The sequence below is a fragment of the Pseudomonas fluorescens genome (assembly GCF_900636825.1).
Lineage (GTDB): Bacteria > Pseudomonadota > Gammaproteobacteria > Pseudomonadales > Pseudomonadaceae > Aquipseudomonas > Aquipseudomonas fluorescens_BG.
The window spans coordinates 1,255,932-1,279,565 of the sequence record NZ_LR134318.1; the positions used below are offsets into that span (position 1 = coordinate 1,255,932).

At 60.0% G+C, this 23,634-nt stretch carries 21 protein-coding genes; 11 read left to right on the forward strand and 10 right to left on the reverse strand.

Annotation, left to right across the window (positions count from 1 at the left end):
• Nucleotides 1-2: 2 nt before the first annotated feature.
• From adk to EL257_RS05690, 6 genes are all read left to right on the forward strand, one after another.
• A complete protein-coding gene (gene adk / locus EL257_RS05665) occupies nucleotides 3-653 on the forward strand; it encodes an adenylate kinase (protein ID WP_126360584.1) in 651 nt (216 codons plus the stop codon).
• A 93-nt stretch (nucleotides 654-746) separates the two neighbouring features.
• On the forward strand, nucleotides 747-1,421 hold the full coding sequence (gene tsaB, locus EL257_RS05670) for a tRNA (adenosine(37)-N6)-threonylcarbamoyltransferase complex dimerization subunit type 1 TsaB (protein ID WP_126360586.1): 675 nt from the start codon (nucleotides 747-749) through the stop codon (nucleotides 1,419-1,421).
• Between the two features lie 222 nt (nucleotides 1,422-1,643).
• Complete coding sequence (locus EL257_RS05675; RefSeq protein WP_126360588.1) at nucleotides 1,644-1,952, forward strand: hypothetical protein; 309 nt, start codon at nucleotides 1,644-1,646, stop codon at nucleotides 1,950-1,952.
• Nucleotides 1,952-2,812 (forward strand): DUF72 domain-containing protein, encoded by an 861-nt coding sequence (locus tag EL257_RS05680; protein WP_126360590.1) that lies wholly within the window; start codon nucleotides 1,952-1,954, stop codon nucleotides 2,810-2,812. The genes EL257_RS05675 and EL257_RS05680 overlap by 1 nt, the downstream gene beginning before the upstream one ends.
• Nucleotides 2,813-2,842: 30 nt before the next feature.
• Nucleotides 2,843-3,679, forward strand: coding sequence for an isocitrate lyase/PEP mutase family protein (locus tag EL257_RS05685; protein WP_126360592.1), 837 nt, complete (start codon nucleotides 2,843-2,845; stop codon nucleotides 3,677-3,679).
• 2 nt (nucleotides 3,680-3,681) lie between these two features.
• On the forward strand, nucleotides 3,682-4,374 hold the full coding sequence (locus tag EL257_RS05690; RefSeq protein ID WP_126360594.1) for an extensin family protein: 693 nt from the start codon (nucleotides 3,682-3,684) through the stop codon (nucleotides 4,372-4,374).
• A 3-nt stretch (nucleotides 4,375-4,377) separates the two neighbouring features.
• Here EL257_RS05690 and EL257_RS05695 read toward each other — a convergent pair whose 3' ends face one another.
• The gene (locus tag EL257_RS05695; RefSeq protein ID WP_126360596.1) at nucleotides 4,378-4,998 is read right to left on the reverse strand and encodes an energy transducer TonB; all 621 of its coding nucleotides are present in this window, start codon (nucleotides 4,996-4,998) and stop codon (nucleotides 4,378-4,380) included.
• Between the two features lie 93 nt (nucleotides 4,999-5,091).
• Here EL257_RS05695 and EL257_RS05700 point away from each other — a divergent pair, with 93 nt between their 5' ends.
• Nucleotides 5,092-5,874 carry a class I SAM-dependent methyltransferase gene (locus EL257_RS05700; protein ID WP_126360598.1) on the forward strand — a complete coding sequence of 261 codons (783 nt, stop codon included), beginning with the start codon at nucleotides 5,092-5,094 and terminating at the stop codon, nucleotides 5,872-5,874.
• A 130-nt stretch (nucleotides 5,875-6,004) separates the two neighbouring features.
• Here EL257_RS05700 and EL257_RS05705 read toward each other — a convergent pair whose 3' ends face one another.
• On the reverse strand, nucleotides 6,005-6,640 hold the full coding sequence (locus tag EL257_RS05705) for a TetR/AcrR family transcriptional regulator (protein ID WP_126360600.1): 636 nt from the start codon (nucleotides 6,638-6,640) through the stop codon (nucleotides 6,005-6,007).
• 94 nt (nucleotides 6,641-6,734) lie between these two features.
• Between EL257_RS05705 and EL257_RS05710 the strand changes: the two genes are divergently transcribed.
• Together EL257_RS05710 and EL257_RS05715 are read left to right on the forward strand one after the other, a co-directional pair.
• Entirely contained in the window at nucleotides 6,735-7,835 is a 1,101-nt protein-coding gene (locus EL257_RS05710; protein WP_126360602.1) for an efflux RND transporter periplasmic adaptor subunit, read from the forward strand.
• A 6-nt stretch (nucleotides 7,836-7,841) separates the two neighbouring features.
• Nucleotides 7,842-10,910, forward strand: coding sequence for an efflux RND transporter permease subunit (locus EL257_RS05715; protein WP_126360604.1), 3,069 nt, complete (start codon nucleotides 7,842-7,844; stop codon nucleotides 10,908-10,910).
• A gap of 806 nt (nucleotides 10,911-11,716) precedes the next feature.
• On the opposite strand, the gene EL257_RS05720 is transcribed toward EL257_RS05715, so the two are convergent.
• Both EL257_RS05720 and plsB read right to left on the reverse strand, forming a co-directional pair.
• Nucleotides 11,717-12,406, reverse strand: a complete 690-nt coding sequence (locus EL257_RS05720) for a DUF4197 domain-containing protein (RefSeq protein ID WP_126360605.1) — start codon at nucleotides 12,404-12,406, stop codon at nucleotides 11,717-11,719.
• A gap of 201 nt (nucleotides 12,407-12,607) precedes the next feature.
• Nucleotides 12,608-15,109, reverse strand: a complete 2,502-nt coding sequence (gene plsB, locus EL257_RS05725; protein ID WP_126360607.1) for a glycerol-3-phosphate 1-O-acyltransferase PlsB — start codon at nucleotides 15,107-15,109, stop codon at nucleotides 12,608-12,610.
• Nucleotides 15,110-15,344: 235 nt separating this feature from the next.
• Here plsB and EL257_RS05730 point away from each other — a divergent pair, with 235 nt between their 5' ends.
• Nucleotides 15,345-15,554: a cold shock domain-containing protein gene (locus tag EL257_RS05730; RefSeq protein ID WP_126360609.1), complete on the forward strand. Its 210-nt coding sequence runs from the start codon at nucleotides 15,345-15,347 to the stop codon at nucleotides 15,552-15,554.
• Nucleotides 15,555-15,644: 90 nt separating this feature from the next.
• Here EL257_RS05730 and EL257_RS05735 read toward each other — a convergent pair whose 3' ends face one another.
• The 4 genes from EL257_RS05735 to EL257_RS05750 form a co-directional block, all read right to left on the reverse strand.
• Complete coding sequence (locus EL257_RS05735; RefSeq protein WP_064120729.1) at nucleotides 15,645-16,022, reverse strand: hypothetical protein; 378 nt, start codon at nucleotides 16,020-16,022, stop codon at nucleotides 15,645-15,647.
• Between the two features lie 74 nt (nucleotides 16,023-16,096).
• The gene (locus EL257_RS05740) at nucleotides 16,097-16,906 is read right to left on the reverse strand and encodes a putative RNA methyltransferase (protein ID WP_126360611.1); all 810 of its coding nucleotides are present in this window, start codon (nucleotides 16,904-16,906) and stop codon (nucleotides 16,097-16,099) included.
• Nucleotides 16,906-18,057, reverse strand: coding sequence for a succinyl-diaminopimelate desuccinylase (gene dapE, locus EL257_RS05745; protein WP_126360613.1), 1,152 nt, complete (start codon nucleotides 18,055-18,057; stop codon nucleotides 16,906-16,908). The genes EL257_RS05740 and dapE overlap by 1 nt, the downstream gene beginning before the upstream one ends.
• Before the next feature lie 204 nt (nucleotides 18,058-18,261).
• Nucleotides 18,262-20,850 (reverse strand): glycosyltransferase, encoded by a 2,589-nt coding sequence (locus EL257_RS05750; protein ID WP_126360615.1) that lies wholly within the window; start codon nucleotides 20,848-20,850, stop codon nucleotides 18,262-18,264.
• 212 nt (nucleotides 20,851-21,062) lie between these two features.
• Here EL257_RS05750 and tcdA point away from each other — a divergent pair, with 212 nt between their 5' ends.
• Nucleotides 21,063-21,881, forward strand: a complete 819-nt coding sequence (gene tcdA, locus EL257_RS05755) for a tRNA cyclic N6-threonylcarbamoyladenosine(37) synthase TcdA (protein WP_126360617.1) — start codon at nucleotides 21,063-21,065, stop codon at nucleotides 21,879-21,881.
• Nucleotides 21,882-21,998: 117 nt separating this feature from the next.
• On the opposite strand, the gene EL257_RS05760 is transcribed toward tcdA, so the two are convergent.
• Nucleotides 21,999-22,409 (reverse strand): SufE family protein, encoded by a 411-nt coding sequence (locus tag EL257_RS05760; RefSeq protein WP_126360619.1) that lies wholly within the window; start codon nucleotides 22,407-22,409, stop codon nucleotides 21,999-22,001.
• Complete coding sequence (locus EL257_RS05765) at nucleotides 22,406-23,611, reverse strand: aminotransferase class V-fold PLP-dependent enzyme (protein WP_126360621.1); 1,206 nt, start codon at nucleotides 23,609-23,611, stop codon at nucleotides 22,406-22,408. Before EL257_RS05765 ends, EL257_RS05760 begins: the two co-directional genes overlap by 4 nt.
• Nucleotides 23,612-23,634 lie beyond the last annotated feature (23 nt).

Genomic DNA, 23,634 nt, shown 5'->3' on the forward strand with positions numbered 1-23,634 from the left:
TAATGCGCGTCATTCTGCTGGGAGCTCCCGGGGCCGGTAAAGGTACTCAGGCTAAGTTCATCACCGAAAAATTCGGCATTCCGCAAATTTCCACCGGCGATATGCTGCGTGCGGCGGTCAAGGCCGGCACTCCGCTGGGCGTTCAAGCCAAGAGCATCATGGATGCCGGCGGCCTGGTGTCGGATGACCTGATCATCGCCCTGGTCAAGGATCGCATCGCTCAGCCAGACTGCGCCAACGGCTTCCTGTTCGACGGCTTCCCGCGCACCATTCCGCAGGCTGAAGCGCTGGTCACTGCCGGCGTCGAGCTGGATGCAGTGGTTGAAATCGCTGTTGAAGACGAAGAGATCGTGCAACGCATCGCCGGTCGTCGTGTTCACGAAGCCAGCGGCCGTGTTTATCACCTCGTCTACAACCCGCCGAAACTGGCTGGTAAAGACGACATCACTGGCGACGAGCTGGTGCAGCGCAAGGACGACACCGAAGAAACCGTGCGTCATCGCCTGTCGGTCTACCATTCGCAGACCAAGCCGCTGGTGGAGTTCTATCAGAACCTGTCGGCCGGCAATGGTGGCAAGCCGAAGTACAGCCACATTCCGGGCGTCGGTTCGGTTGAGGCGATCACTGCCAAGGTCCTTGAAGCGCTGAGCTGAAAGTCTGACCCGCTGCATCATCCACGGCCCGCTTGCGGGCCGTAGTTGTTTATACTGACGCACCTTTTTCCCACCCCTGTTTTGGAAACATCGATGAGCACCTTGCTGGCCCTGGACACCGCGACTGAAGCTTGCTCCGTTGCCTTGCTGCATGACGGCAAGGTCACGAGCCATTACGAGGTGATCCCGCGCCTGCACGCGCAGAAGCTGCTGCCGATGATTCAGCAACTGCTGGCTGATGCCGGCACCACGTTGCAGGCGGTGGATGCGATTGCCTTCGGGCGCGGGCCAGGCGCATTTACCGGCGTGCGGATTGCCATCGGCGTGGTGCAGGGTCTTGCGTTCGCACTGGAGCGCCCGGTGTTGCCGGTGTCCAACCTTGCCGTGCTGGCGCAGCGTGCCTTTCGTGAGCATGGCGTGAATCAGGTGGCCGCCGCGATCGATGCACGGATGGATGAAGTGTATTGGGGTTGCTACCGCGAGACGGCAGGGGAGATGCGTCTGGTCGGCGCCGAAGCGGTGTTGCCGCCGGAAGTCGCCGCGCTGCCGGCCGATGCCAGTGGCGAATGGTTCGGTGCTGGCACTGGCTGGGGTTACGGCGAGCGCATCGCAGTCAATCTTAGTGGCGCCGATGCCGGCATGCTGCCCCACGCCGAAGATTTGCTGACCCTGGCGCGCTTCGCTTGGGAGCGCGGCGAATCGATCCCTGCGGACGACGCGCAACCGGTCTACCTGCGCGATAAAGTCGCCACCCCCAAGGCTCGTTGAGTCTTTAAAAGATCGCAGCCTTCGGCAGCTCCTACAGTTGGAATGTGATCCCTATAGGAGCTGCCGAAGGCTGCGATCTTTTGATCTTCCAATAGCCAATCGTCAGTTTATCTCGCCTGCCTTAAAACCTTTTGCGCTTTCTGTGTTCTAGTTATCACTCGGCAGTTTGCTAAGTCGGTCAAGTGCCGCTAAATTGCCATCATTGATACCGAGCATGAAATTATGCGTATAGACGGCGTTTCCACTCAGTCCTATCCCATCAAGCGCAAGCCGCGCAAAGGCAATGCGGCGCTGGATGAGTCCGTCGATATCATCGACGGCGAGCTGGAGTTGCCGACCGAAGCGCAATCGGCCGCGCGTGCCGCACAAGCCGCTGCGCAACGCCTGAGCAATCTGCCTGCCCGTCAGCAAGATATGATCTACCACCGCACGATGAAGAAAAGCGTAGCCATGGCCCTGGCCAGTTACCTTAGCACCGCCGGTTTCGTTGATTGGGATGCAGACGTGTTGGGCCTCGATCTGTATATCTGATGGCATTGCCTTACTACCTCGGATGCCCGTCCTGGAGCGAAAACGCCTGGCGCGAGTATTTATATCCGGTAGATGCGAAAACTTCCGACTTCCTCGGTCTCTATTCCCAAGTATTCAACGCCGTTGAAGGCAACACGACCTTCTACGCCAGCCCATCGCCGGCTACCGTTCAGCGTTGGGCCGATGTCATGCCGGCGCACTTTCGTTTCACCGCCAAATTTCCCGGCGACATCAGCCACAGTGGCGATTTGCGAGAGCAACTGACCGCCGCCGAAACCTTCCTGCAACTACTTGCGCCGCTCGGCGAGCGCGTTTCGCCGTTGTGGCTGCAATTGTCGAAAAGCTTCACGCCCCAGCGCCTGCCGGAGCTGGCGGGGTTTATCGATGCGCTGGATTGCCCGTTGGCCGTGGAAGTGCGCAATGAGCAGTTTTTCGTCAAAGGCGAGAGCGAACGCTTGCTCAACCGTCTGCTGCTTGATCGCGGCGTCGAACGTATTTGCCTCGATCCGCGCGCGCTGTTCAGTTGCCTGTCGACCGAGTCCTCGGTGATTCACGCCCAATCGAAAAAGCCGCGCGTGCCGACGCGTCCGGCAGCGTTCACACAATTTCCGCAGGTGCGTTTCATCGGGCATCCTGAGCTTGAAGCCAACGATCCGTTTCTTGTGCCGTGGGTGGCGAAGATCGCCGAGTGGATCGAAGAGGGGCGCACGCCGTACATCTTCCTGCATACCGCCGACAACTTGCTGGCCGCGAAACTGGCGCAACGTTTTCACGCACAATTGATGCAACGTTTGCCTGGCCTGCCATCGCTGCCTGAGCTATACAGAGAACCCGCCGCCGAGCAACTTGGTCTGCTCTGAGGCGGTTTTTTTTCGCCCGGGAGCCTGCCGATGGACGTCCAGACCAGTCAACAACACCTCCTCAAAGCCCAAGCTTTCAAAGCCCTGCATGAACGCCAGGGGATCTTCGTCATTCCCAATCCGTGGGATGCGGGATCGGCGAAAATGCTCGCCAGCCTCGGCTATCAGGCCCTGGCGACGACCAGCGCCGGCTATGCTTTTTCCCAAGGCAAGGCTGATGGCGCATTGAGCCTCGATGAAACCCTGGCCAATGTGCGCGCGATTGTCGCTGCGACCGATCTGCCGGTGAGTGTGGACCTGGAAAACGGCTTTGCCGATGATCCAGTGGAGTCCGCGCAGAGCCTGTTGCGTGCCGCCGAGGCGGGCGCCGTGGGCGGTTCGATCGAAGATGCCACGGGACGCCCGGAGGCGCCGATCTATTGCTTCGAACACGCCGTGGCGCGAATTGAAGCCGCCGTCGCGGCAGTGCGCACGCTGCCGTTTCCCTTCATCCTCACCGCTCGCGCGGAAAACTATCTGCACGGCAACCCCGACCTTGACGACACTATTCGCCGCTTGCAGGCATTTGCCGAGGCGGGGGCCGACGTGTTGTACGCGCCGGGTTTGCGCAGTGCCGAAGAAGTGCTGGCGGTGGTGCGCGCGGTCGCGCCGAAACCGGTCAATGTGTTGATGTCCGGCGGTTTGAACCTGACCGTGCAGCAACTTGCGCAGATGGGCGTGCGGCGCATCAGCACCGGTTCGGCGCTGGCACTGGCGGCGCTTGGTGAATTCTTCCGCGCTGCTGAAGAAATCCGGCAATCCGGCACCTTCGGTTTTACGTCGCAGTCGATGCCGTACGCCAAGGCCAATCAGTTATTCAAAGGCTGAACATGGCGCGCTGGATATTCTGGCTGGTACTGCTCGCCCTCGGCGCCACGGCGGTGAGTGTCTGGCGCGGTTGGCTGGAGGTTCCGCCGCAGTGGAATCCCTGGGCCGCGCTGGACGTCAAGGCCCCGCGCAATTGGCTGACCGCATACAAACTCATGCGCTTGCGCAGCGATCCGCAACTCTGTGCCCAGGCACTGAGCAGCTCGGAACTGCGCATCAGCCGTCAGTCGGACAGCCCCGGCGCCAAGTGTCCGCTGATTGGCGCCGTGCGCGTGCAGGGCGGTGAGGTGGCGCTCAGCAGCAGTTTCCTCGCCAGTTGCCCGCTGGCAGTGGCCTACGCGATGTTCGAACATCACACCCTGCAACCCGCCGCGCAAGGCGTTTACGGTGAGAAAGTCACGCGTGTCGATCATCTCGGCAGTTTCGCCTGCCGCAATGTCTACAACCGCGACAGCGGCGCGCTGAGTCGGCATGCCACTGCCGATGCGCTGGACATCGCCGGATTTCGGCTGGCGGACGGACGCACCATCAGCGTGCTCAAGGACTGGCAGAAGCAAAACCAGGACGCGGAGTTTCTGCGTCAGCTGCGCGATGGCGCGTGTGAGTCGTTCAGTGTGGTGTTGAGCCCGGATTACAACGCCGCTCATCGCAATCACTTTCATGTCGATATCGGACGATGGAGCGTCTGTCGCTGATGATCAGGCGGCGAGGCGCAGGTTCTGCAGAACGATCGGGCGCGCCCAGCCGTTATCGAAGTCCAGTGCCTTTTGTTGCTCGACGATTTCTTCCGGCGGGAACGGCGGGTATGGCTTCTGCAGCAGATCCAGATCGAATTCGGCAATAGGCAGATAAAGTGGACGCTTCTGCGGGGCAGGGCCCGGCTCCGGCAGCGGCTGACCGTTGTTGATCACGACCGGGCGAACCCAGCTGCTTTCGAAGTCCTGTTGCTCTTGCTGAGCCTTGAGTTCCTCAGGCGGGAACGGCGGGAACGGCTTGTCCAGCAGATCCATTTCGAATTCGGCGATCGGCAGGAACAGTGGCTCTGGCGGGCGTACGACGGTTTCGACCACATCGCATTCGCGCTGGCTGACAATATGCGCGTGCAACTCGCTGCCAATGGTCGGTTCTTCGGGGCTGTTCAGGTCAACCGGGGGAAATGTGCCACAGGCAGGCACCACTGCACTCGTCTGCTCGGCCAGAGCCTGGGCAAAAAAATCCTGCCACAGGTGACTGACGCCGCTCAGTGCTTGAGTGTTTTGACGGCTGAAGTCGCCATGGGGCGAGATGTAGCCAATCGATGTGGGAAGAATGGCTGACATTTTTTTCGGTTGACGCTCAGCTCTGGCAAAATGCGCGTTGAATGGTTTATCGGCGGTTTTTGTCGATCCTTAACTTTTTTTGAGCGTTTTTTCATGATTGATTCACCCGCGGCCTGCCGCATCCATGTCGAGGCCCTTGGCCCGACGTTCCAAGCGCAAGCCGAGCAATGGGCCGAGCGTCTCGGGCTGCCGCTTGAGGTGGCTGACGGCGAGTTCGCTGTGCAGGTCGGCGAGCAGGGTTTGCAGCTGCAACAGCTTGGGCCGGATGCTCCGGGGCCGGTGCGGGTCGACTTCGTTGAAGGCGGCGCGGCGCATCGGCGTCTGTATGGCGGCGGCAGTGGCCAGATGATCGCCAAGGCAGTTGGTGTCGCTCAAGGCGTACGGCCGCGCGTGCTGGATGCGACGGCGGGCTTGGGCAAGGATGCGTTTGTGTTGGCCAGCCTCGGCTGTGAAATGAGCCTGATCGAGCGTCAGCCATTGATCGGCGCATTGCTGGAAGACGGTCTGGCGCGGGCGGCGGAAGATTTCGAGGTGGCGCCGATTGTCGCGCGAATGACATTGCTCAAGGGCAACTCCATCGAAGTCATGCAGAACTGGGAAGGAGAGCCGCCGCAGGTGATCTATCTCGACCCGATGTTTCCCCATCGTGAGAAGACGGCGCTGGTGAAAAAGGAAATGCGTCTGTTCCGGCCGCTGGTGGGCGATGATCCCGACGCGCCTGCACTGTTGCAGGCGGCGCTGGCCTTGGCGACGCACCGGGTGGTGGTCAAGCGGCCGCGCAAAGCGCCGTGCATCGAAGGGCCGAAGCCGAGTCATGCGCTGGATGGCAAATCGAGTCGGTACGACATCTACCCGAAGAAAGCTCTCAAGCTTTAAGACCGAGTCGCCCGAATCGCTGGCAAGCCAGCTCCCACAGGTTTTTGCGGCGTGCACATGAGTTGTGACCACCCAGATCCATGTGGGAGCTGGCTTGCCAGCGATGGCATCAGTGCTGTCAACTTTGAAGTCAGGGTTTGTAAGCCCGCATAAACAACCCCACCACCTCACGCACATGCCGCTCCGCTGCATCACCGGTCAGCGGCTCGCCACAGCCATACAGCAGCCGAAAATTCCCCGCACCCTTGATCAGGCAGAAGAAGTGTTCGGCGGCATTTCGTGGCTGATCGATGCTGAGCTCGCCAGTGGCATGAATTTGCGTCAGTAAACCCTCCATTCCATTAACCACGCGCTCGGGCCCGGCTTCGAAGAAAATCAGCGACAGCTTCGGATCCTGGCTACCCAGCGCCATGATGAGACGATGCAGGTTGACCGATTCATCGCTGTTGATCAGTTGATGGAAGCCTCGGGCAATGTTCAGCAACACATTTTCCACGGGTGCGCCTTCCGGCAATTCGAAGAACAGCGGCGGCAATTGCTCTTCGCATTTCGCCACCACGGCGGCGGAGAACAGCGTTTCCTTGTCATTGAAATGGCTGTAGACCGTCAGCTTCGATACGCCGGCTTCGCTGGCAACCGCGTCCATGCTGGTGTTCGCGTAGCCATGACAGAGAAACAGGGTTTTCGCCGCGTCGAGGATCGCTTGGCGTTTCGCCAGATCCTTGGGGCGGCCCGGGCCGTTTGAAGCGGAGAGATTGTTCGACATTTTTCGCTTTTAATACTGGACTGGTGAGTTTGCTATTAATACCATACCCGCCAGTATAAATATTCCAAGCCTCATTAGCGAAAGGTCCTTCACCATGTTCCGCCATGCGTTGTCCTTTGCCGTGCCAGTCAGTCTGGCGTTCCTTTTATCGGCATGCGGTCAGGAAGAGGTGACCAAAGTCACCGTGCGACCGGCCATGGTGGTGCAACCCGAGCCCTCGACGCAGGCAATGGAAAGTTACCCGGGCGAGGTTCGCGCCCGTTATGAGCCTGATCTGGCCTTCCGCATCGGTGGCAAAGTCAGTCGACGACTGGTCGACGAGGGGCAGCGGGTCAAGGCCGATCAGCCACTGGCCGAACTCGATCCGCAGGACGTGCGCCTGCAACTGGAAGCCACCCGCGCGCAGGTCGCCGCCGCCGAGGCCAATCTGAACCTGGTGCGTGCCGAGCGTGATCGCTATAAGACCCTGATGGAGCGGCAGATGGTCAGCCGCTCGGCCTACGATAACGCCGAAAATCTATACCGCTCCGGCGAAGCTCGCGTTAAACAAATCAAAGCCGAATTCAACGTATCGACCAATCAGGCCAGTTACGCGGTGTTGCGTGCGCCGCAGGATGGCGTTGTGGCCAAACGTTCGGTGGAAGTGGGTCAGGTGGTCGCTGCCGGGCAAACCGTGTTCACCCTTGCCACCGACGGCGAGCGTGAAGTGCTGATCAGCCTGCCGGAGCAAAGCTTTGGCCGCTTCAAGGTGGGCCAGCCGGTTTCCGTGGAATTATGGGCTCAGCAGAACCAGCGCTTCGCCGGGCAGATCCGCGAACTGTCGCCGTCCGCCGATCCGCGCTCACGCACCTTCGCCGCAAGGATCTCCTTCACCAGCGGCAAAGTCCCCGCCGAGCTGGGGCAAAGCGCGCGCGTCTTCGTGCAATCCGCCGACAATGTTTCGCTGTCGATACCGCTTTCCGCGCTGACCGCTGAAAACGGAGCGACCTACGTCTGGGTGGTTGATGGCAACAATACGTTGAAGAAAACCCCGGTGCGCGTCGGTCCGTTCGGCGAGAAAAGCGTGTCGGTACTCGAAGGGCTGAACGCCAGCGACTGGGTGGTGGCTGCCGGTGTTCACGTGTTGCTCGATGGTCAGCAGGTGCGACCTGTGGATCGCAGCAATCGTGTGGTCAATCTGGCGAACAAGGAGTAAGCCCCGATGCGCTTCAACCTCTCCGAATGGGCGTTGCGTAATCGCCAGATCGTACTGTTCCTGATGCTTTTGCTGGCCATCGTTGGCGCCTTGTCCTACACCAAACTTGGCCAGAGTGAAGATCCGCCGTTTACCTTCAAAGCCATGGTCATCCAGACCCGCTGGCCCGGTGCGACGGCGCAGGAAGTTTCGCGCCAGGTGACTGAGCGCATCGAAAAGAAGCTGATGGAAACCGGTGTGTACGAACGCATCATGTCGTTCTCCCGCCCCGGTGAGTCTCAGGTGACTTTCATCGCTCGCGATTCGATGCACTCCAAGGAAATTCCTGACCTCTGGTACCAGTTGCGCAAGAAGGTCGGCGATATTCGCCAGACTTTGCCGCCGGATATCCAGGGGCCGTTCTTCAACGATGAATTCGGCACCACGTTCGGCAACATCTATGCACTGACCGGCGACGGTTTCGACTATGCGGTGCTCAAGGATTATGCCGACCGCATTCAGATCCAGCTGCAACGGGTCAAGGATGTCGGCAAGGTCGAGCTGCTCGGGTTACAGGACGAGAAGATCTGGGTCGAGTTGTCCAACGTCAAACTCGCCACGCTCGGTTTGCCACTGGCTGCGGTGCAACAAGCGCTGCAAGAGCAAAATACGGTATCAACCGCCGGGTTTTTCGAGACCGGCAGCGAGCGTTTGCAGCTACGCGTCTCGGGAAATTTTCAGACGGTCGACGAGATAAAAAACTTCCCGATCCGGGTCGCTGATCGTACGTTCCGTATCTCCGATATCGCAGACGTGCGTCGCGGTTTCAGCGATCCGCCGTCGCCGCGCATGCGTTTCATGGCTGAAGATGCGATCGGTCTGGCCGTGGCGATGAAGGATGGCGGTGACATCCTGGTACTGGGCAAGGCTCTGGAAGTCGAGTTCACGCGGATCCAGAAAAACCTCCCGGCCGGCATGCAACTGCGCAAAGTCTCCGACCAACCGGCCGCGGTGAAAACCGGCGTCGGTGAGTTTGTCCAGGTATTGGTCGAAGCGCTGGCGATTGTCTTGCTGGTGAGCTTTTTCTCTCTTGGCGTGCGCACCGGCATGGTCGTCGCGTTGACCATTCCGCTGGTGCTGGCGATGACCTTCGCCTGCATGTATTACCTCAACATCGGCCTGCACAAAATCTCTCTCGGTGCGTTGGTGCTGGCGCTGGGGCTGCTGGTGGACGACGCGATCATCGCCGTGGAAATGATGGCGATCAAAATGGAACAGGGCTTCGACCGAGTCCGCGCGGCGAGCTATGCCTGGACCAGCACGGCGTTTCCGATGCTGACCGGGACGCTGATCACCGCCGCCGGCTTCCTGCCGATTGCTACCGCGCAGTCCGGCACAGGCGAATACACCCGATCGATTTTCCAGGTGGTGACCATTGCCTTGCTCGCGTCGTGGGTCGCGGCGGTGGTGTTCGTGCCGTATCTGGGAGAGAGGCTGCTGCCTGATCTGGCGAAAATCCATGCGGCCAGACATGGCACCGGTGATGGTCAGCCGGATCCGTACGGGACGCCGTTTTACCAGCGCGTCCGGCGGTTGGTGGAGTGGTGCGTGGCGCACCGCAAAACGGTGATCGTGCTCACTGTCGGCTTGTTCATAGCCTCGGTGATGTTGTTCCGCTTCGTCCCGCAGCAGTTCTTCCCGGCCTCCAACCGACTGGAGTTGATGGTCGATCTGAAACTCGCCGAAGGTGTTTCGCTGGCAAATACCACGGCGGAGGTCAAACGCCTCGAAGCGCTGCTCAAGGAACACGCGGGTATCGATAACTACGTGGCGTATGTCGGCACCGGCTCGCCGCGTTTTTACCTGCCGCTGGATCAACAACTCCCGGCGGCAAGTTTCGCCCAGTTCGTGGTGTTGGCCAAAACCATTGAGGAGCGGGAGGCGCTGCGCAGTTGGTTGATCGATACCCTCAACGAGCAATTCCCGGCCATGCGCTCGCGGGTGACGCGCCTGGAAAACGGTCCGCCGGTTGGCTATCCGGTGCAGTTCCGGATTACCGGTGAACATATCGAAGAGGTCCGCGCGCTGGCGCGCAAGGTGGCGGCCAAGGTTCGTGAAAATCCGCATGTGGTCAATGTGCATCTGGATTGGGAAGAACCGAGCAAGGTCGTGTACCTGAACATCGATCAGGATCGTGCGCGGGCGCTCGGCGTGAGCACGGCCAATCTGGCGAAGTTTCTGCAGAGTTCGTTGACCGGCTCCAGCGTCAGCCAGTATCGCGAAGACAACGAATTGATCGAGATTCTGCTGCGCGGCACCGTGCACGAGCGCACCGAATTGTCGTTGTTGCCGAGCCTCGCTGTGCCGACGGATAACGGCCGCAGCGTGTCGTTGTCGCAGATCGCAACGCTGGAATATGGTTTCGAGGAAGGCATCATCTGGCACCGCAATCGGCTGCCGAACGTGACGGTCCGCGCGGACATTTATGGCAAGGAGCAACCGGCAACACTGGTGAAGCAGATCATGCCGACGCTGGACCCGATTCGCGCCGAATTGCCTGACGGGTATCTGCTGGATGTCGGCGGCACGGTGGAGGATTCCGAGCGTGGACAGAAGTCGGTGAATGCCGGGGTGCCGATGTTCATCGTGGTGGTGCTGACCTTGCTGATGGTGCAATTGCGCAGTTTTTCGCGCACGGCGATGGTGTTCCTGACGGCGCCGTTGGGCCTGATCGGGGTGACATTGTTTCTGATGGTGTTCCGCCAGCCGTTCGGGTTCGTGGCGATGCTGGGCACGATCGCGTTGTCCGGGATGATCATGCGCAATTCGGTGATTCTGGTCGATCAGATCGAGCAGGATATCGCTTCCGGGCTCAGGCCTTGGCAGGCGATTATCGAGGCGACCGTGCGGCGGTTTCGACCGATTGTGTTGACGGCGTTGGCGGCGGTGTTGGCGATGATTCCTCTGTCGCGCAGTGTGTTTTTTGGGCCGATGGCGGTGGCGATCATGGGTGGATTGATTGTGGCTACGGCGTTGACGTTGTTGTTTTTGCCGGCGCTGTATGCGGCTTGGTTCCGGGTGCGTAAGGAGGCTTGAGGTTTTTGTGTCGTGGCGGCCTTCGGGCCGACCATGACTTGGGGGGGTTGGGTGTATATCCGTTGCTGTGGGTGTTGCTGATTACGGTTCCGCCCTTACGGCGGGTCACCTTTTTCAAACGCCAAAAAGGTAACCCAAAACGCTTGCTCCTGCGTTCGGCCCTCGCAGGCTCGGGTTCCTTCGCTGCGGGATCGATCCGGACGCAGCGGCTCCGGTTTGCTTCGCTGCACCTCCTTCCGCTGTGTACGACTGCGTCGTACGGTCGCTGCGCTCCCACGCCCGGATCAATCCCTCCACTCAGCCTTCCGACGTCGCCGGTGGATCAAGATCAAGATCAAGAGCAGGCGAGCTGACACTCGGCCTATTGAGTGGTGAAAAGCGTGGGTGTTCGGCTTTGATTTGTGTTGTTGCTGCCCCTCACCCCAGCCATCTTCCGAGGGAGAGGGAGAGGGAGAGGGAGAGGGAGAGGGAGCCGATTTTTGGGCGTTCCAAAATCTGCATTCAACTCGGTATCGCAAGTCGGCGTATTTCGCCTGAACACCTAGGTCAGTCCCCTCTCCCTCCGGGAGAGGGCTAGGGTGAGGGGCTTTTGATCTGTTTCTTTTGCGGATATTGACTCGGTATCCCATCCCCGACGTTGCTCTGGTAATCAGCCCGACTTCCCGCTATGCCTGCGTATCGGCAGAGGATTTTCCTTGCTGAACTGCGGTGAATCTTGCCCTCGGTCAGGTCGATTCACAAAGCGGATGCGCAAAAAAAGCCCGCTGAACCTATGACGGTCGGCGGGCTTTTTTGTGGCTTGGGAATTACAACGTACCAAACACCTTCTTCGCCAGACTCGTCGCCGCGGCGGCCGGGTTCTGGCGAATTGTTACTTCCTGCTTGCCGATCATCTCGAACAAACCATTGAGTGCCTGTTCAGTAACGTAGCTCTCAACGTTCGCGCTCTTCGCATCGACTACGCCGAAGGCCGCAGCTTGACCTGCAAAGGAATTGTATTTCTGTGCGACGCCGACCTTGTCGGTGGCTTGTTTGACTATGGGCAGGAATTTCGCGCGGATCTGTTCGCGGCTGGATTTGTTCAGGTATTGGGTGGCGGAGTCGTTGCCACCGCTGAGGATGCCCTTGGCGTCGGCGACGCTCATTTTCTTAACGGCGTCGACCAGAATCGGCTGGGCCTGGGTCACGGCGGATTCGGCGGCTTTGTTCATCGCGGTTTCCAGCTCTTCGACCTGGGCGCCCATGCCGAAAGCTTTCATCTTGCTCGCGGCTTTGCCGAGTTTGCCCGGTAGTTCAATCTTCACCTCGGGGTTGTTGCTGAAACCGCCCGGGGTGCCGAGTTGTTTGACGGCGATTTGCGCACCCTGAGTCAGGGCATCCTTGAGGCCACCGGTGGCGTCTTTTTGTGACAGATCGCCAAGTGAAAGGGCCAGCGCGCTGGCAGAGATCATCAGGCCTGCACACAAGCCGGCGAAGTGAAGAGTAGGGCGGAGCATGGCGGCTTCCTTGTGGCGAAAATGGATTAACGGACGGTGTCGACGCGAATTTTCAGCGGCTGCGAGGGTCAGCATTTTTCATGGGTATAGCTCCTCTCAATGTGGGAGCGAGCCTGCTCGCGAAAGCGCTGGTTCAGTCAAAATAAATGTCGACTGACACTCCGTCTTCGCGAGCAGGCTCGCTCCCACAGGGGTAAGGCTTCAAACCTCAGGCTGTGGCGTGACCTGATCCGCCGCATCTTCACTGCGATGCAGCGCGACCTGGCGGATCGACAGGCGAATATCTGCGGGCAATACGCGCTTGGCCGCGCCTTCGGCAAGTTCACCGAGCAGTTCGTGATAACTGAGCTTGCCTGCTTCGTCGCGGCGCAGCACGTCGAGGTCGAGCAGGGTCTGGATGAAGTGCCGGAACAGGCTTTTGTCGAAAAACTCCGGAGCGTTGAGGCCATGCAGAATCGACAGACGCTGAGCCATCACCGTGCACAGGTCTTCGAGCTCTTCGGCGCTGATGCTGTTCTGGCCGCTGTTGAGCAGCAAGGACACGGTCATGTAGAAACGCTGCAACGTCTGGGCGATGCTCTTTGACAACAGCGTCAGCAATACGAAATGTCGCGAGCTTGGCGCCGGACGCAGGTAGACGTCTTTCTCGAACCGCAGCAGGCCTTGTTCCACCAGTGCTTCCAGCCACTGATCGACCACGGCGTCCAATTCGTCCAGGGTCCAGCGAATGAACAATTCCGACTGCAAGTACGGATACAGCGCGCGGGTGTAGCGCAGGATCTGTTCGCGGCTCATGCGCGAGGCGCTTTGAAAAAAGCTCGCCAGCAACGCCGGCAGGGCGAATATGTGCAAAACATTGTTGCGGTAGTAGGTCATCAGGACGGCGTTTTGCTCGTCCAGATAGAGAATCTTGCCCAGTGCATCGTTCTGCTCGGACAGCAAGTCCATGTCTTTGACATGCTCGATCAGTGTGCGGCCGTCGCCTTCCGGCAAGGTGGTGTGTGGCGAGTACGGGACTTTGCGCAGCAGCGCCAGACACAGATCCAGCACCCGCGCCATGGCGCGATCGTCCAGCGCCAGGCGCGTGGTCGACAGCAATGCCAGCGCCACCAGATTGACCGGGTTGATCGCCGCCGCTTCGTTCAGATGCTGCGCGACTTTTTCGCCGAGGCGGTTGGTGGTTTCGTTGAGCCATGCCGGTTTGTACTGCGGGCCGAGTTCCTGCTGGCGCCAGTCCGGTTGCTCGGCGTCGAGGAATTCCGCCAGCTTGATCGGCTCACCGAAGTTCACCGCGACCTGACCGAAGCGCTGTTTGAGTGCGCCGATGACTTTGAAAATATCGAAGATCGACTCTTTCTTCTTGCTCGCGCCGCGCAGCTCGCCGAGGTAGGTACGGCCTTCCAGCACACGCTCATAACCGATGTACACCGGAACAAACACGATCGGCATGCGCGACGAGCGCAGGAAGCTGCGCATCGTAATGGCGAGCATCCCGGTTTTCGGTTGCAGCATGCGCCCCGTGCGGGAGCGACCGCCCTCAACGAAATATTCGACCGGAAAACCCTTGGTAAACAGTGTGTGCAGATATTCATTGAACACCGAGGTGTACAGCGGATTGCCCTTGAATGTGCGACGCATGAAAAACGCGCCGCCACGGCGCAGCAGGCTGCCGATCACCGGCATGTTCAGGTTGATCCCGGCGGCGATGTGCGGCGGGGTCAGGCCGTTGCGAAACAGCAAGTACGACAGCAGCAAATAGTCGATGTGGCTGCGATGGCAAGGCACGTAGATCACTTCGTGACCCTGGGCGACCTTTTGCACCCCTTCGATGTGGTTGACCTTGATCCCGTCGTAAATCTTGTTCCAGAACCAGCTCAGCACCACTTCGAGAAAGCGGATCGCGGTGTAGGTGTAGTCCGAGGCGATTTCGTTGCCGTAGCGCAAAGCCTGCGCCTTGGCTTTTTCCGGGGAGATGTTTTCGCGTTCGGCTTCGTCGAGGATCGCCTGCTTGACCAATGGCTGATTGAGCAGGCCTTTGACCAGGTTGCGGCGGTGGGAAATGTCGGGGCCGATCACCGCTGCCTTGAGGTTGCGGAAGTGCACGCGCAGGATCCGCTGGGCCATGCGCACGGTGCGTTCGTGACCTTTGTTGTGCTCGATCAGCTCACGCAGCTGAATCGGTGCGGAGAATTGCACGCGAGTCTTGCGACCAAGGACGATGATGCTCAGCAGCCGGCGCAAACGCCCGGTGACCGCCCAGCTGTCGGCGAACAACAGTTTCCATGGGCTGTTTTCGCTATCCGGCGACTGACCCCAGAACACACTGACCGGAATGATCTGCGCGTCTTCAGCGGCGTTTTGCGACAGCGCGCTGACCAAGCGGGTCAAGGTCGGCGGCGCGCCGCGTTTGTCTTGGCGGCCGAGCCAGTCCGGGTCCGGCGTCAGATAGAAAAACGCTGCCGGCTCGAGCAGAGAACCCACCGACACCGGCAGCACCGGACGCGGCAGACCGGCCTTGGTGCACTCGGTATCGAGCACGGCCAGATCGGTCAGCGAGGGGTTTTGCAGGACGTAGAACACCGGACGACTGCGGTCGAGGTTGAGGGTGAACGACGACTGATTGATGGTCTCGGAGCGAACCCAGAGATACAGCAGGCGGCGCAGGGTGCCAAACACAAGACGGCGGAACGGGGAACGGGTCATACGGCTTCTGCGTGAGTGGATTAAACCGAGCAGGCGCTCGGGGCGGACAGTTTGCCGTATTGGGCGAAAATCGGCAAAAAAGCGGCGAAGTAATCTCCTGTTGAGACTTTTTGCACCTGTCATATACTCGGCGATCAGTCGCCGGGGCCCTTTATGGACGTCGGAGGCAGGCTGACGTTCCTCGAAGGCTTTCCTGCGAAAAGCCTGTTCAATAATAAGAAAGGAGTATGAACAGATGGCAACACGTGAAACCGGCAACGTTAAGTGGTTCAACGACGCCAAAGGCTACGGTTTTATTCAGCGCGAAGACGGGGTGGACGTGTTCGTGCACTACCGCGCGATTCGCGGCGAAGGGCATCGCTCGCTGACTGAAGGTCAGCAGGTGGAGTACGCGGTGATTACTGGCGACAAAGGCTTGCAGGCGGAAGATGTTGTAGGCCTGTAACAGCAGCTTCAAGTTTCAAGCTGCAAGCCACAAGCTACAAGCAGTTTCGCTTGAGGCTTGCAGCTTGCAGCTCACAACTTGCAGCTGCTGTTAGGCGGTTTTCCAGGTGATCTCTTCTTCACCGTCGGCGCTGATGCGCATCCAGCGATCCGCTGTTTCTTCACCTTCTTCCTCGACCCACGTGCCCGGCGCGCAACGTACTTCGACGTTCAGCGCGGCGAATGCGGCGCGGGCGCAGGCGATGTCGTCGTCCCATGGGGTCTGGTCGCTTTCCAGGTACAGGCTGTTCCATTTGCCCACGGCTTTCGGCAGCCAGGTCACCGGCACGTTGCCGGCCTTGCACTTGTAGGTCTGGCCTTTCTGTACCCAGTCGCTGCACGGGCCCAGCGCTTCGCCGAGCCAGGCCGAAATGGCCTTGTGGTCAACGTCGGCGTCTTTCAGGTAAATCTCGATATCCGGTTGGCGCATGGATGTCCTCACTGCGGGTCTGAAAAATCCATTCGCGGATTTAGCCGGCCCCGGGCCTGTGCCCGAGACCAAAGTTATTGAAGAACGAAATAATCGTAGCGCATCGACACGGTGGTCACGAACGGCTCGGCCTGATCGATCACCGCCGCGCGACGCTCGGCACTGGCGCGCCAGCCGTGCGGTGTCATCGCCAACAGGTTGGCGCGATCCTCGGGCTTGTCCAGGGTCAGTTTGAATTCCAGAGTTTCGCTGTGTGCCAGCGCCATGCCTTCTGGCACCAGGGCCAGATGCTTGTCGTCGGTGTACTCGCGCACTTCGTCGTACAGGCGTTCGCGCAATTCCATCAGATGACCGCTGGTGGGCCCGACTTTCATCAGCCCGCCACCAACACTGAGCAGACGCTTGGCTTCTTCCCAATCCAGCGGGCTGAAGACGCTGGCGAGAAACTGGCAACTGCCCGACGTCAACGGCACGCGCGCCATGCTGGCGATCAACCAGCTAATCGCCGGATTGCGTTTGCACGCGCGTTTGACCGCTTCGCGGGAAATATCCAGCGCGTAGCCATCAGCGTTGGGCAGCGCCTCGGCGATTTGCGCAGTGTAGTAACCCTCGCCGCAGCCGATGTCGACCCAACGATCCGGCGCGTAACTCGCGGCCAGCTCGGCCAGACGCTTGGCAACCGGCGCGTAATGCCCGGCATTGAGGAAATCACGGCGCGCCTCGACCATCGCCTGATTGTCGCCAGGGTCGCGGCTGTTCTTGTGCTGCACCGGCAACAGGTTCAGATAACCCTGGCGCGCACGGTCGAAGCGATGCCCGGCGGGGCAGGCCACGCCGTTGTCCACCGCATTCAGCGGTTCACTGCAGATCGGACATGCGAGCATCAGGCGAGCAACTTGATCAGGGTCTGGTAGTAGATTTCGGTCAGCACATCGAGATCCGCCGCCAGCACGCGCTCGTTGACCTGGTGAATGGTCGCGTTGACCGGGCCCAGTTCAACTACTTGCGTGCCCATGGTGGCGATGAAGCGGCCATCGGAAGTACCGCCGCTGGTGGACGCTTTGGTTTCGCGACCGGTGATGTCCTTGATGCTCGACGACACCGCGTCGAGCAGTGCGCCCGGCTCGGTGAGGAACGGCAGGCCGGACAGCGCCCAGTCGATGTGCCAGTCCAGATCGTGCTTGTCGAGGATGTCGGCGACGCGCTTTTGCAAGCCTTCGACGGTCGATTCGGTGGAGAAACGGAAGTTGAATATCGCCACCAGATCGCCCGGAATCACATTGGTCGCGCCAGTGCCGGAATTGACGTTGGAAATCTGAAAACTGGTTGGCGGGAAGAAATCGTTGCCGTTGTCCCAGTGCTCGGCGGCCAGTTCGGCCAGCGCCGGTGCAGCGAGGTGGATCGGATTCTTCGCCAGATGCGGGTAGGCCACGTGGCCTTGCACGCCCTTGATCGTGAGCTTGGCACCGAGGGAGCCGCGACGACCATTTTTGACCACGTCGCCGACCAGCGTGGTGCTCGACGGTTCGCCGACGATGCACCAGTCCAAACGCTCGTTGCGGGCGACCAGACGCTCGACTACCGCTTTGGTGCCGTGGTGCGCCGGGCCTTCTTCGTCACTGGTGATCAGGAAGGCAACCTTGCCTTTATGGTTGGGGTAATCGGCGACGAAGCGCTCGGCGGCGACGGTCATCGATGCCAGGCTGCCTTTCATGTCTGCCGCGCCACGCCCGCAGAGCATGCCGTGTTCATCAATCAGCGCGTTGAACGGGTCGATCTGCCAAGCGGTGACCGGACCGGTCGGCACCACATCGGTGTGGCCAGCGAAGCACAGCACCGGGCCGTCGGTGTTGCCGTGGGTGGCCCAGAAGTTATCGACATCTTCGATGCGCATCGGCTCAAGCGTGAAACCGGCATCGCCCAGGCGCTGCATCATCTGCTTCTGGCAATCGGCGTCGACCGGCGTCACGGACGGCCGGCGGATCAGGTCGATGGCGAGTTGAAGTGTCGGCGATAGGTCGGCGTGGGCCGTCATGTAAATAACTCCGGGGTGCGCACAGTAAGCCTGCAAAAGCTGCCGAAGGCTGCGGTCTTTGCTGTTGCTTTTGATTGCGAAAAACAAAATCAAAAGATCGCAGCCTTCGGCAGCTCCTACAGGAAGTGTTGGCGTTGAAAAAGGCGACCATTCTAAAGCAAAACGGCGGCCCGAAGGCCGCCGTTTGACGTTAACCGTTAGCGATCATGCGGCTGCCGGCTCAGGTGCCGCCACCGGTTTTGGCAGCGACGACAGGAACGCCATGATCAGCGCCGCCAGATATGGCAACGACTGTACCAGCAACATGACCACCCAGAACCGCATGTCGTTGCTCGGCATGCCGTTGACCAGAAAGATCCCCAGCGCCGCGCCCCACAACAGCAACATGATGAAAACTTCTTCCCGCGCTTCGGAAATCGCCACCCAGAAGCCATGGTTGTCAGCGTTTTTCGGCGTGCGGAAGAACGGAATGCTGCTGGTGAAGAAACCGTACAGCACCGCTTTCGCAATGGTATGCGACAAGGCCAGCCCGGCCAGTGCCGCGCAGAACGCATCCTTCAGGTTGACGCCGACGGCGCGACGATAAAGAAAGATGATCTTGCCGACCTTGAACACGAACAGCGCCAGCGGCGGGATCGCGAAAATCAGCAGCGGCGGATCGACCCGTTGCGGCACGATGATCATCGCCGCCGACCACAACAGCGCGCCGACGGTGAAGAAAATGTTCATGCCGTCCGCGACCCACGGCAGCCAGCCGGCGAGAAAGTGGTAACGCTGACCGCGCGTCAGTTCGCTGTCCTTGCCGCGCAGCAGGCTGCGGGTGTGGCGCTTGATGATCTGGATCGCGCCATAGGCCCAGCGGAAGCGCTGCTTCTTGAAGTCAATGAACGTATCCGGCATCAGGCCCTTGCCGTAGCTGTCGTGGTAGTACGCCGCCGACAGACCTTTTTCGAACACGCGCAGACCCAGTTCGGCGTCTTCACAGATGCACCAGTCGGCCCAGCCCAATTCTTCCAGCACGGAGCGGCGGGTCATGGTCATGGTGCCGTGCTGAATGATCGCGTCACGGTCGTTGCGGGTGACCATGCCTATGTGGAAGAAGCCTTTGTATTCGGCGTAGCAGAGCTTTTTGAAGGTGCTTTCGTTCTGGTCGCGATAATCCTGTGGCGACTGCACCACAGCGATTTTCGGGTCGGCGAAGTGCGGCACCATGTGCTTGAGCCAGTTCGGATGCACGCAGTAATCGGAGTCGATCACGGCGATCACTTCGGCATCCTTGGCGGTATGCGGAATCAGGTAGTTCAGCGCGCCGCCCTTGAAACCGGCCAGTGGCGAGACGTGGAAGAACTTGAAGCGCGGGCCGAGGGTTGCGCAGTAATCGCGCACCGGTTCCCACACCGCCGGATCCTTGGTGTTGTTGTCGATGATCAGGACTTCGAAATCCGGATAGTCGAGGTTGGCCAAGGCGTCGAGGGTCTGTTTGACCATCTCCGGCGGCTCGTTGTAGCAGGGCACGTGGATCGAGACTTTCGGGCGATAGGTGGAATCGCCTTCCACCGGCAGGAATTCGCGGCGGCGCTTGGGAATCCACACCGCTTCGGCGAGCTCATGCGCTTCGGTCAACAGTACGATGAACACCCCGAGCGCGCCGAGCGCCAGGAGAACGCCGACCGTCAGGCTGAACCAGGTGCTGTATTGCAAGCTGTAGTCGTAACCGATCCACACCAGCACCGAACCGCAGAGGAAGGCGATAAAGGTCAGGAAGATCCGCCCGCGTTGACGCAGAGCCGAGCCGTCGATCATCAGCAACGTCAGCGACAGCAGCGCCAGCACTACGGACGCGATGGCCAATACGCGCCATTGCGGGATCGCCACCACGGGGCCTTCGAAATTGAATTTCTGCTGACGCGCCGCGTTGAATACGCCCCAGTACGCCCCGACCGAACCTTCGTCGCTGGCCTTCCACGGCTGGTCGAACGCTTCGATCACGAAATAGTTGAAGCCCTGGCGGTTGAGCTTGTTGACCAATGTGCGCAGGTAGATCGCCTGATCCGCCGGCGATGCATCGGCGCCCCCGCGCATACGCCCGTTGCTCGGCCAGCCGACTTCGGAGAGCAGCAGTGGCTTTTTCGGGAACAGCTTCTTCAAGTCGCGGGCACGATCGAAGACGAACTGGCCAGCCTTGTCGACGGGAATGAATTCCCAGTACGGCAAGACGTGGGCGGCGATCAGGTCAACGTGCTTGGCCAGTTGCGGGTATTTCTCCCAGATGTGCCACTGCTCGGAAGTGGTCACCGGTACTTTGACCGCGCCGCGCACGCGATCCAGCAGAACGATCAGCGCCTCCGGAGTGATTTCCTCGCGAAACAACGCCTCGTTGCCGACCACCACGCGCACTACGCTCCGCGAAGTGTTGGCCAGTTCGATGGCTTTGGTGATTTCCCGTTCGTTGCGTTCCAGATCCGGACTGATCCAGATGCCCAGGGTCACGCGCAGACCGAATTCTTCGGCCAGCTTCGGGATGTTTCCCAGCGAGCCGTCGACCGAGTAGATGCGGATGTTGTCCGTCAGCTTGCTCATGATCTCCAGATCGCGGCGCATCTCTTCGTCAGTCGGGTACTGATCTTTCTGCGGATACTGTCCTTGCTGGAACGGCGAATAGGAGAAGCCGGAGATCTGTTCCGGCCAGTTGGGCGCGGAGACCGGGCGATTGATCAGCGCCCAGAAACCGGTGAACAGGGCGGCGATGGCCAGCACCACCACCAGGTTGAGTCCAAATTTACGCGATGACATAGCTATTTCGGGTTCCAAAGGCTGTGGAACGAAGGAACGGTTGGCAAACGCCAAAAGGGCGCGAATCCTACACCGGCAGTCTACAAGTCGTACAAAAGACGCAGAAATGCCCGACTTTGGGCAAGCGGCCAGCACATAAGTTCTTACACTTGATCGCGAAGCTTAAAACTTGTCGCTGCGTAGCCCTATAATGCGCGCCGGTTTTTGGGGTAATGGTCATGAGTACAGAAGATCCGCGGTTTGCAGGCATCGCCCGTTTGTATGGCATCGAAGGCCTGGCGCGTTTGCGCGCCGCTCATGTGGCGATCGTCGGCGTCGGCGGCGTCGGTTCCTGGGCGGCGGAAGCCATGGCCCGCTGTGGCGTCGGCGAGATCTCGCTGTTCGACCTCGATGACGTCTGCGTCAGTAACGCCAACCGCCAGTTGCATGCGCTGGACAGCACCGTCGGCAAACCCAAGGTCGAGGTCATGGCCGAGCGTCTGCGCGGGATCAACCCCGATTGCACGGTGCACGCCGTCGCCGACTTCGTCACCCGTGACACCATGGCCGAATACATCACGCCGAACATCGACTGCGTGATCGACTGCATCGATGCGGTCAATGCCAAAGCGGCGCTGATCGCCTGGTGCAAGCGACGCAAGATCCAGATCATCACGACCGGTGGTGCGGGCGGGCAGATTGATCCGACGCTGATTCAGGTTTGCGATCTCAACCGCACATTCAATGACCCGCTGGCGTCGAAGGTGCGTTCGACGCTTCGCCGCGACTACGGTTTCTCTCGCACCGTGACCCGCCATTACAGCGTGCCGTGTGTGTTTTCTACCGAACAACTGCGCTACCCGAAACCGGACGGCAGCATTTGTTTGCAGAAGAGTTTTGTTGGCGATGGCGTGAAGCTCGACTGCGCCGGCGGGTTTGGTGCAGTGATGATGGTCACGGCGACGTTCGGCATGGTCGCGGCGACCAAGGCTGTGGACAAGATTGTTGCGGGTGTGCGGCGCCCTTCGGACCGAGTAAAAGCTCAGGCTTGATGTTGGGGCTGCTGGCCTCTTAGTGCGCAGGTAAACGCAATCCCGTGTAGGAGCTGCCGCAGGCTGCGATCTTTTGATCTTAAAACAAGATCAAAGGATCGCAGCCTGCGGCAGCTCCTACAGGGCAGTGGCCAGGTCGTTCATTCTCTGGAGCACGGCATTCAAGCCATTGCTGCGCGAAGGCGACAACTGCCGCGACAAGCCCAACTGATTGAACCACTCCGGCAGATCCACTTGCTGCAATTCAACCGCCGACAAACCGTTAACCCGCAACAGCAACAACGCCACCAACCCGCGAATCATCCGCGCATCGCTGCTTGCCTTGAACTGCCAGTGACCGTCGCGCAACTCCCCGACCAGCCACACTTGGCTCTCACAGCCATGCACGCGGTTGGACTCGCACTTTTCAGTGTCATCCAACGCCGGCAGACGATCGCCAAACTGCATCAGCAACCGCGCCCGCTGTTCCCAGCCGGGGGCATTCTGAAAAATCTGCAGCGCTTCGGCCGCTTCCACCGGCAAGGTCATCGCAACAACTCCAGTGCCTGATCCAGCGCTTCAAAGAAACGCTCCAGATCCTCAGAATCGTTGTACAGCGCCAGCGATACGCGAATTGCGCCGGCCAGTTCAAAACTTTTCAGCAGCGGCATCGCGCAGTGATGACCGGCCCGCACAGCGATGCCCTGTTCGGTCAGCAAATGCGCCAGATCGGCGTTATGCACACCTTCAACGACAAAACTGGCCAGCGCCAATTGCGGCTTGCCCAGCAGACGAATGCCATTGCGCGCCGCGAGGCCATGCAGCAGATAATCATGCAACGCCGCTTCGTGGGCCGACACCGCGTCCTGATCGAGCGCGGCCAGATAATCCAGCGTGGCACCAAGACCGATCACACTGGCGATCGGTGGCGTACCCGCCTCGAAACCGAGCGGAGCAGGGCGAAAGCGCGAATCCTGATAATTGGCGTCCAGCACCATCTCACCGCCGAATTGCCATGGCTGCAACTGCTCAAGGGCAGCGTTGCGCCCGAACAGTACGCCGAGGCCATCGGGGCCATAGAGCTTATGGCTGGAAAACACATAGAAGTCGCAACCCAGCGCCTGCACGTCATGTCGTCCATGCACCACGCCTTGTGCGCCATCGACCACGGTCAGCGCGTTCTGCGCCTTGGCCATGCCGAGCAAAGCGGTCAGCGGCTGCCAGGCGCCAAGTACGTTGGACAACTGACTCACCGCCAGCAAACGCGTACGCGGACCAATCAGTTGCACAGCAGCGGCGAGGTCGATCAAGCCGTCAGCGTCCAGCGGCAGGATCACCAGTTTCAACTGGCGCCGCAGCGCCAGTTGCTGCCACGGCAGCAGGTTGGCGTGATGTTCCAGGGCGCTGATGACAATCTCATCGCCCGGATTGAAAAGATGTTCCAGGCCATAGGCGAGGAGATTCAGCGCACTGGTGGCGCCGTGGGTAAAGATGATCTGTCCGCAGTCGCCGCCATTCAGCCACTGCGCGACTTTGCGCCGACTGTCTTCGAAAGCCTGTGTGGCATGGGCGCCAGGCAAATGCTGAGCACGATGCACGTTGGCCGCGCCATTGGCGTAGTAATGCGTCAGCGCATCGAGCAGGGCCTGAGGTTTTTGTGTGGTGGCGGCGCTGTCCAGATAGGTCTGGTCTTGCCGCTGCAGGGCGGCGATGGCCGGAAAATCGGCGCGCCAGGGGGAGGGAATCATCATGTTAGCGGCCCCAGAGGGTGTGC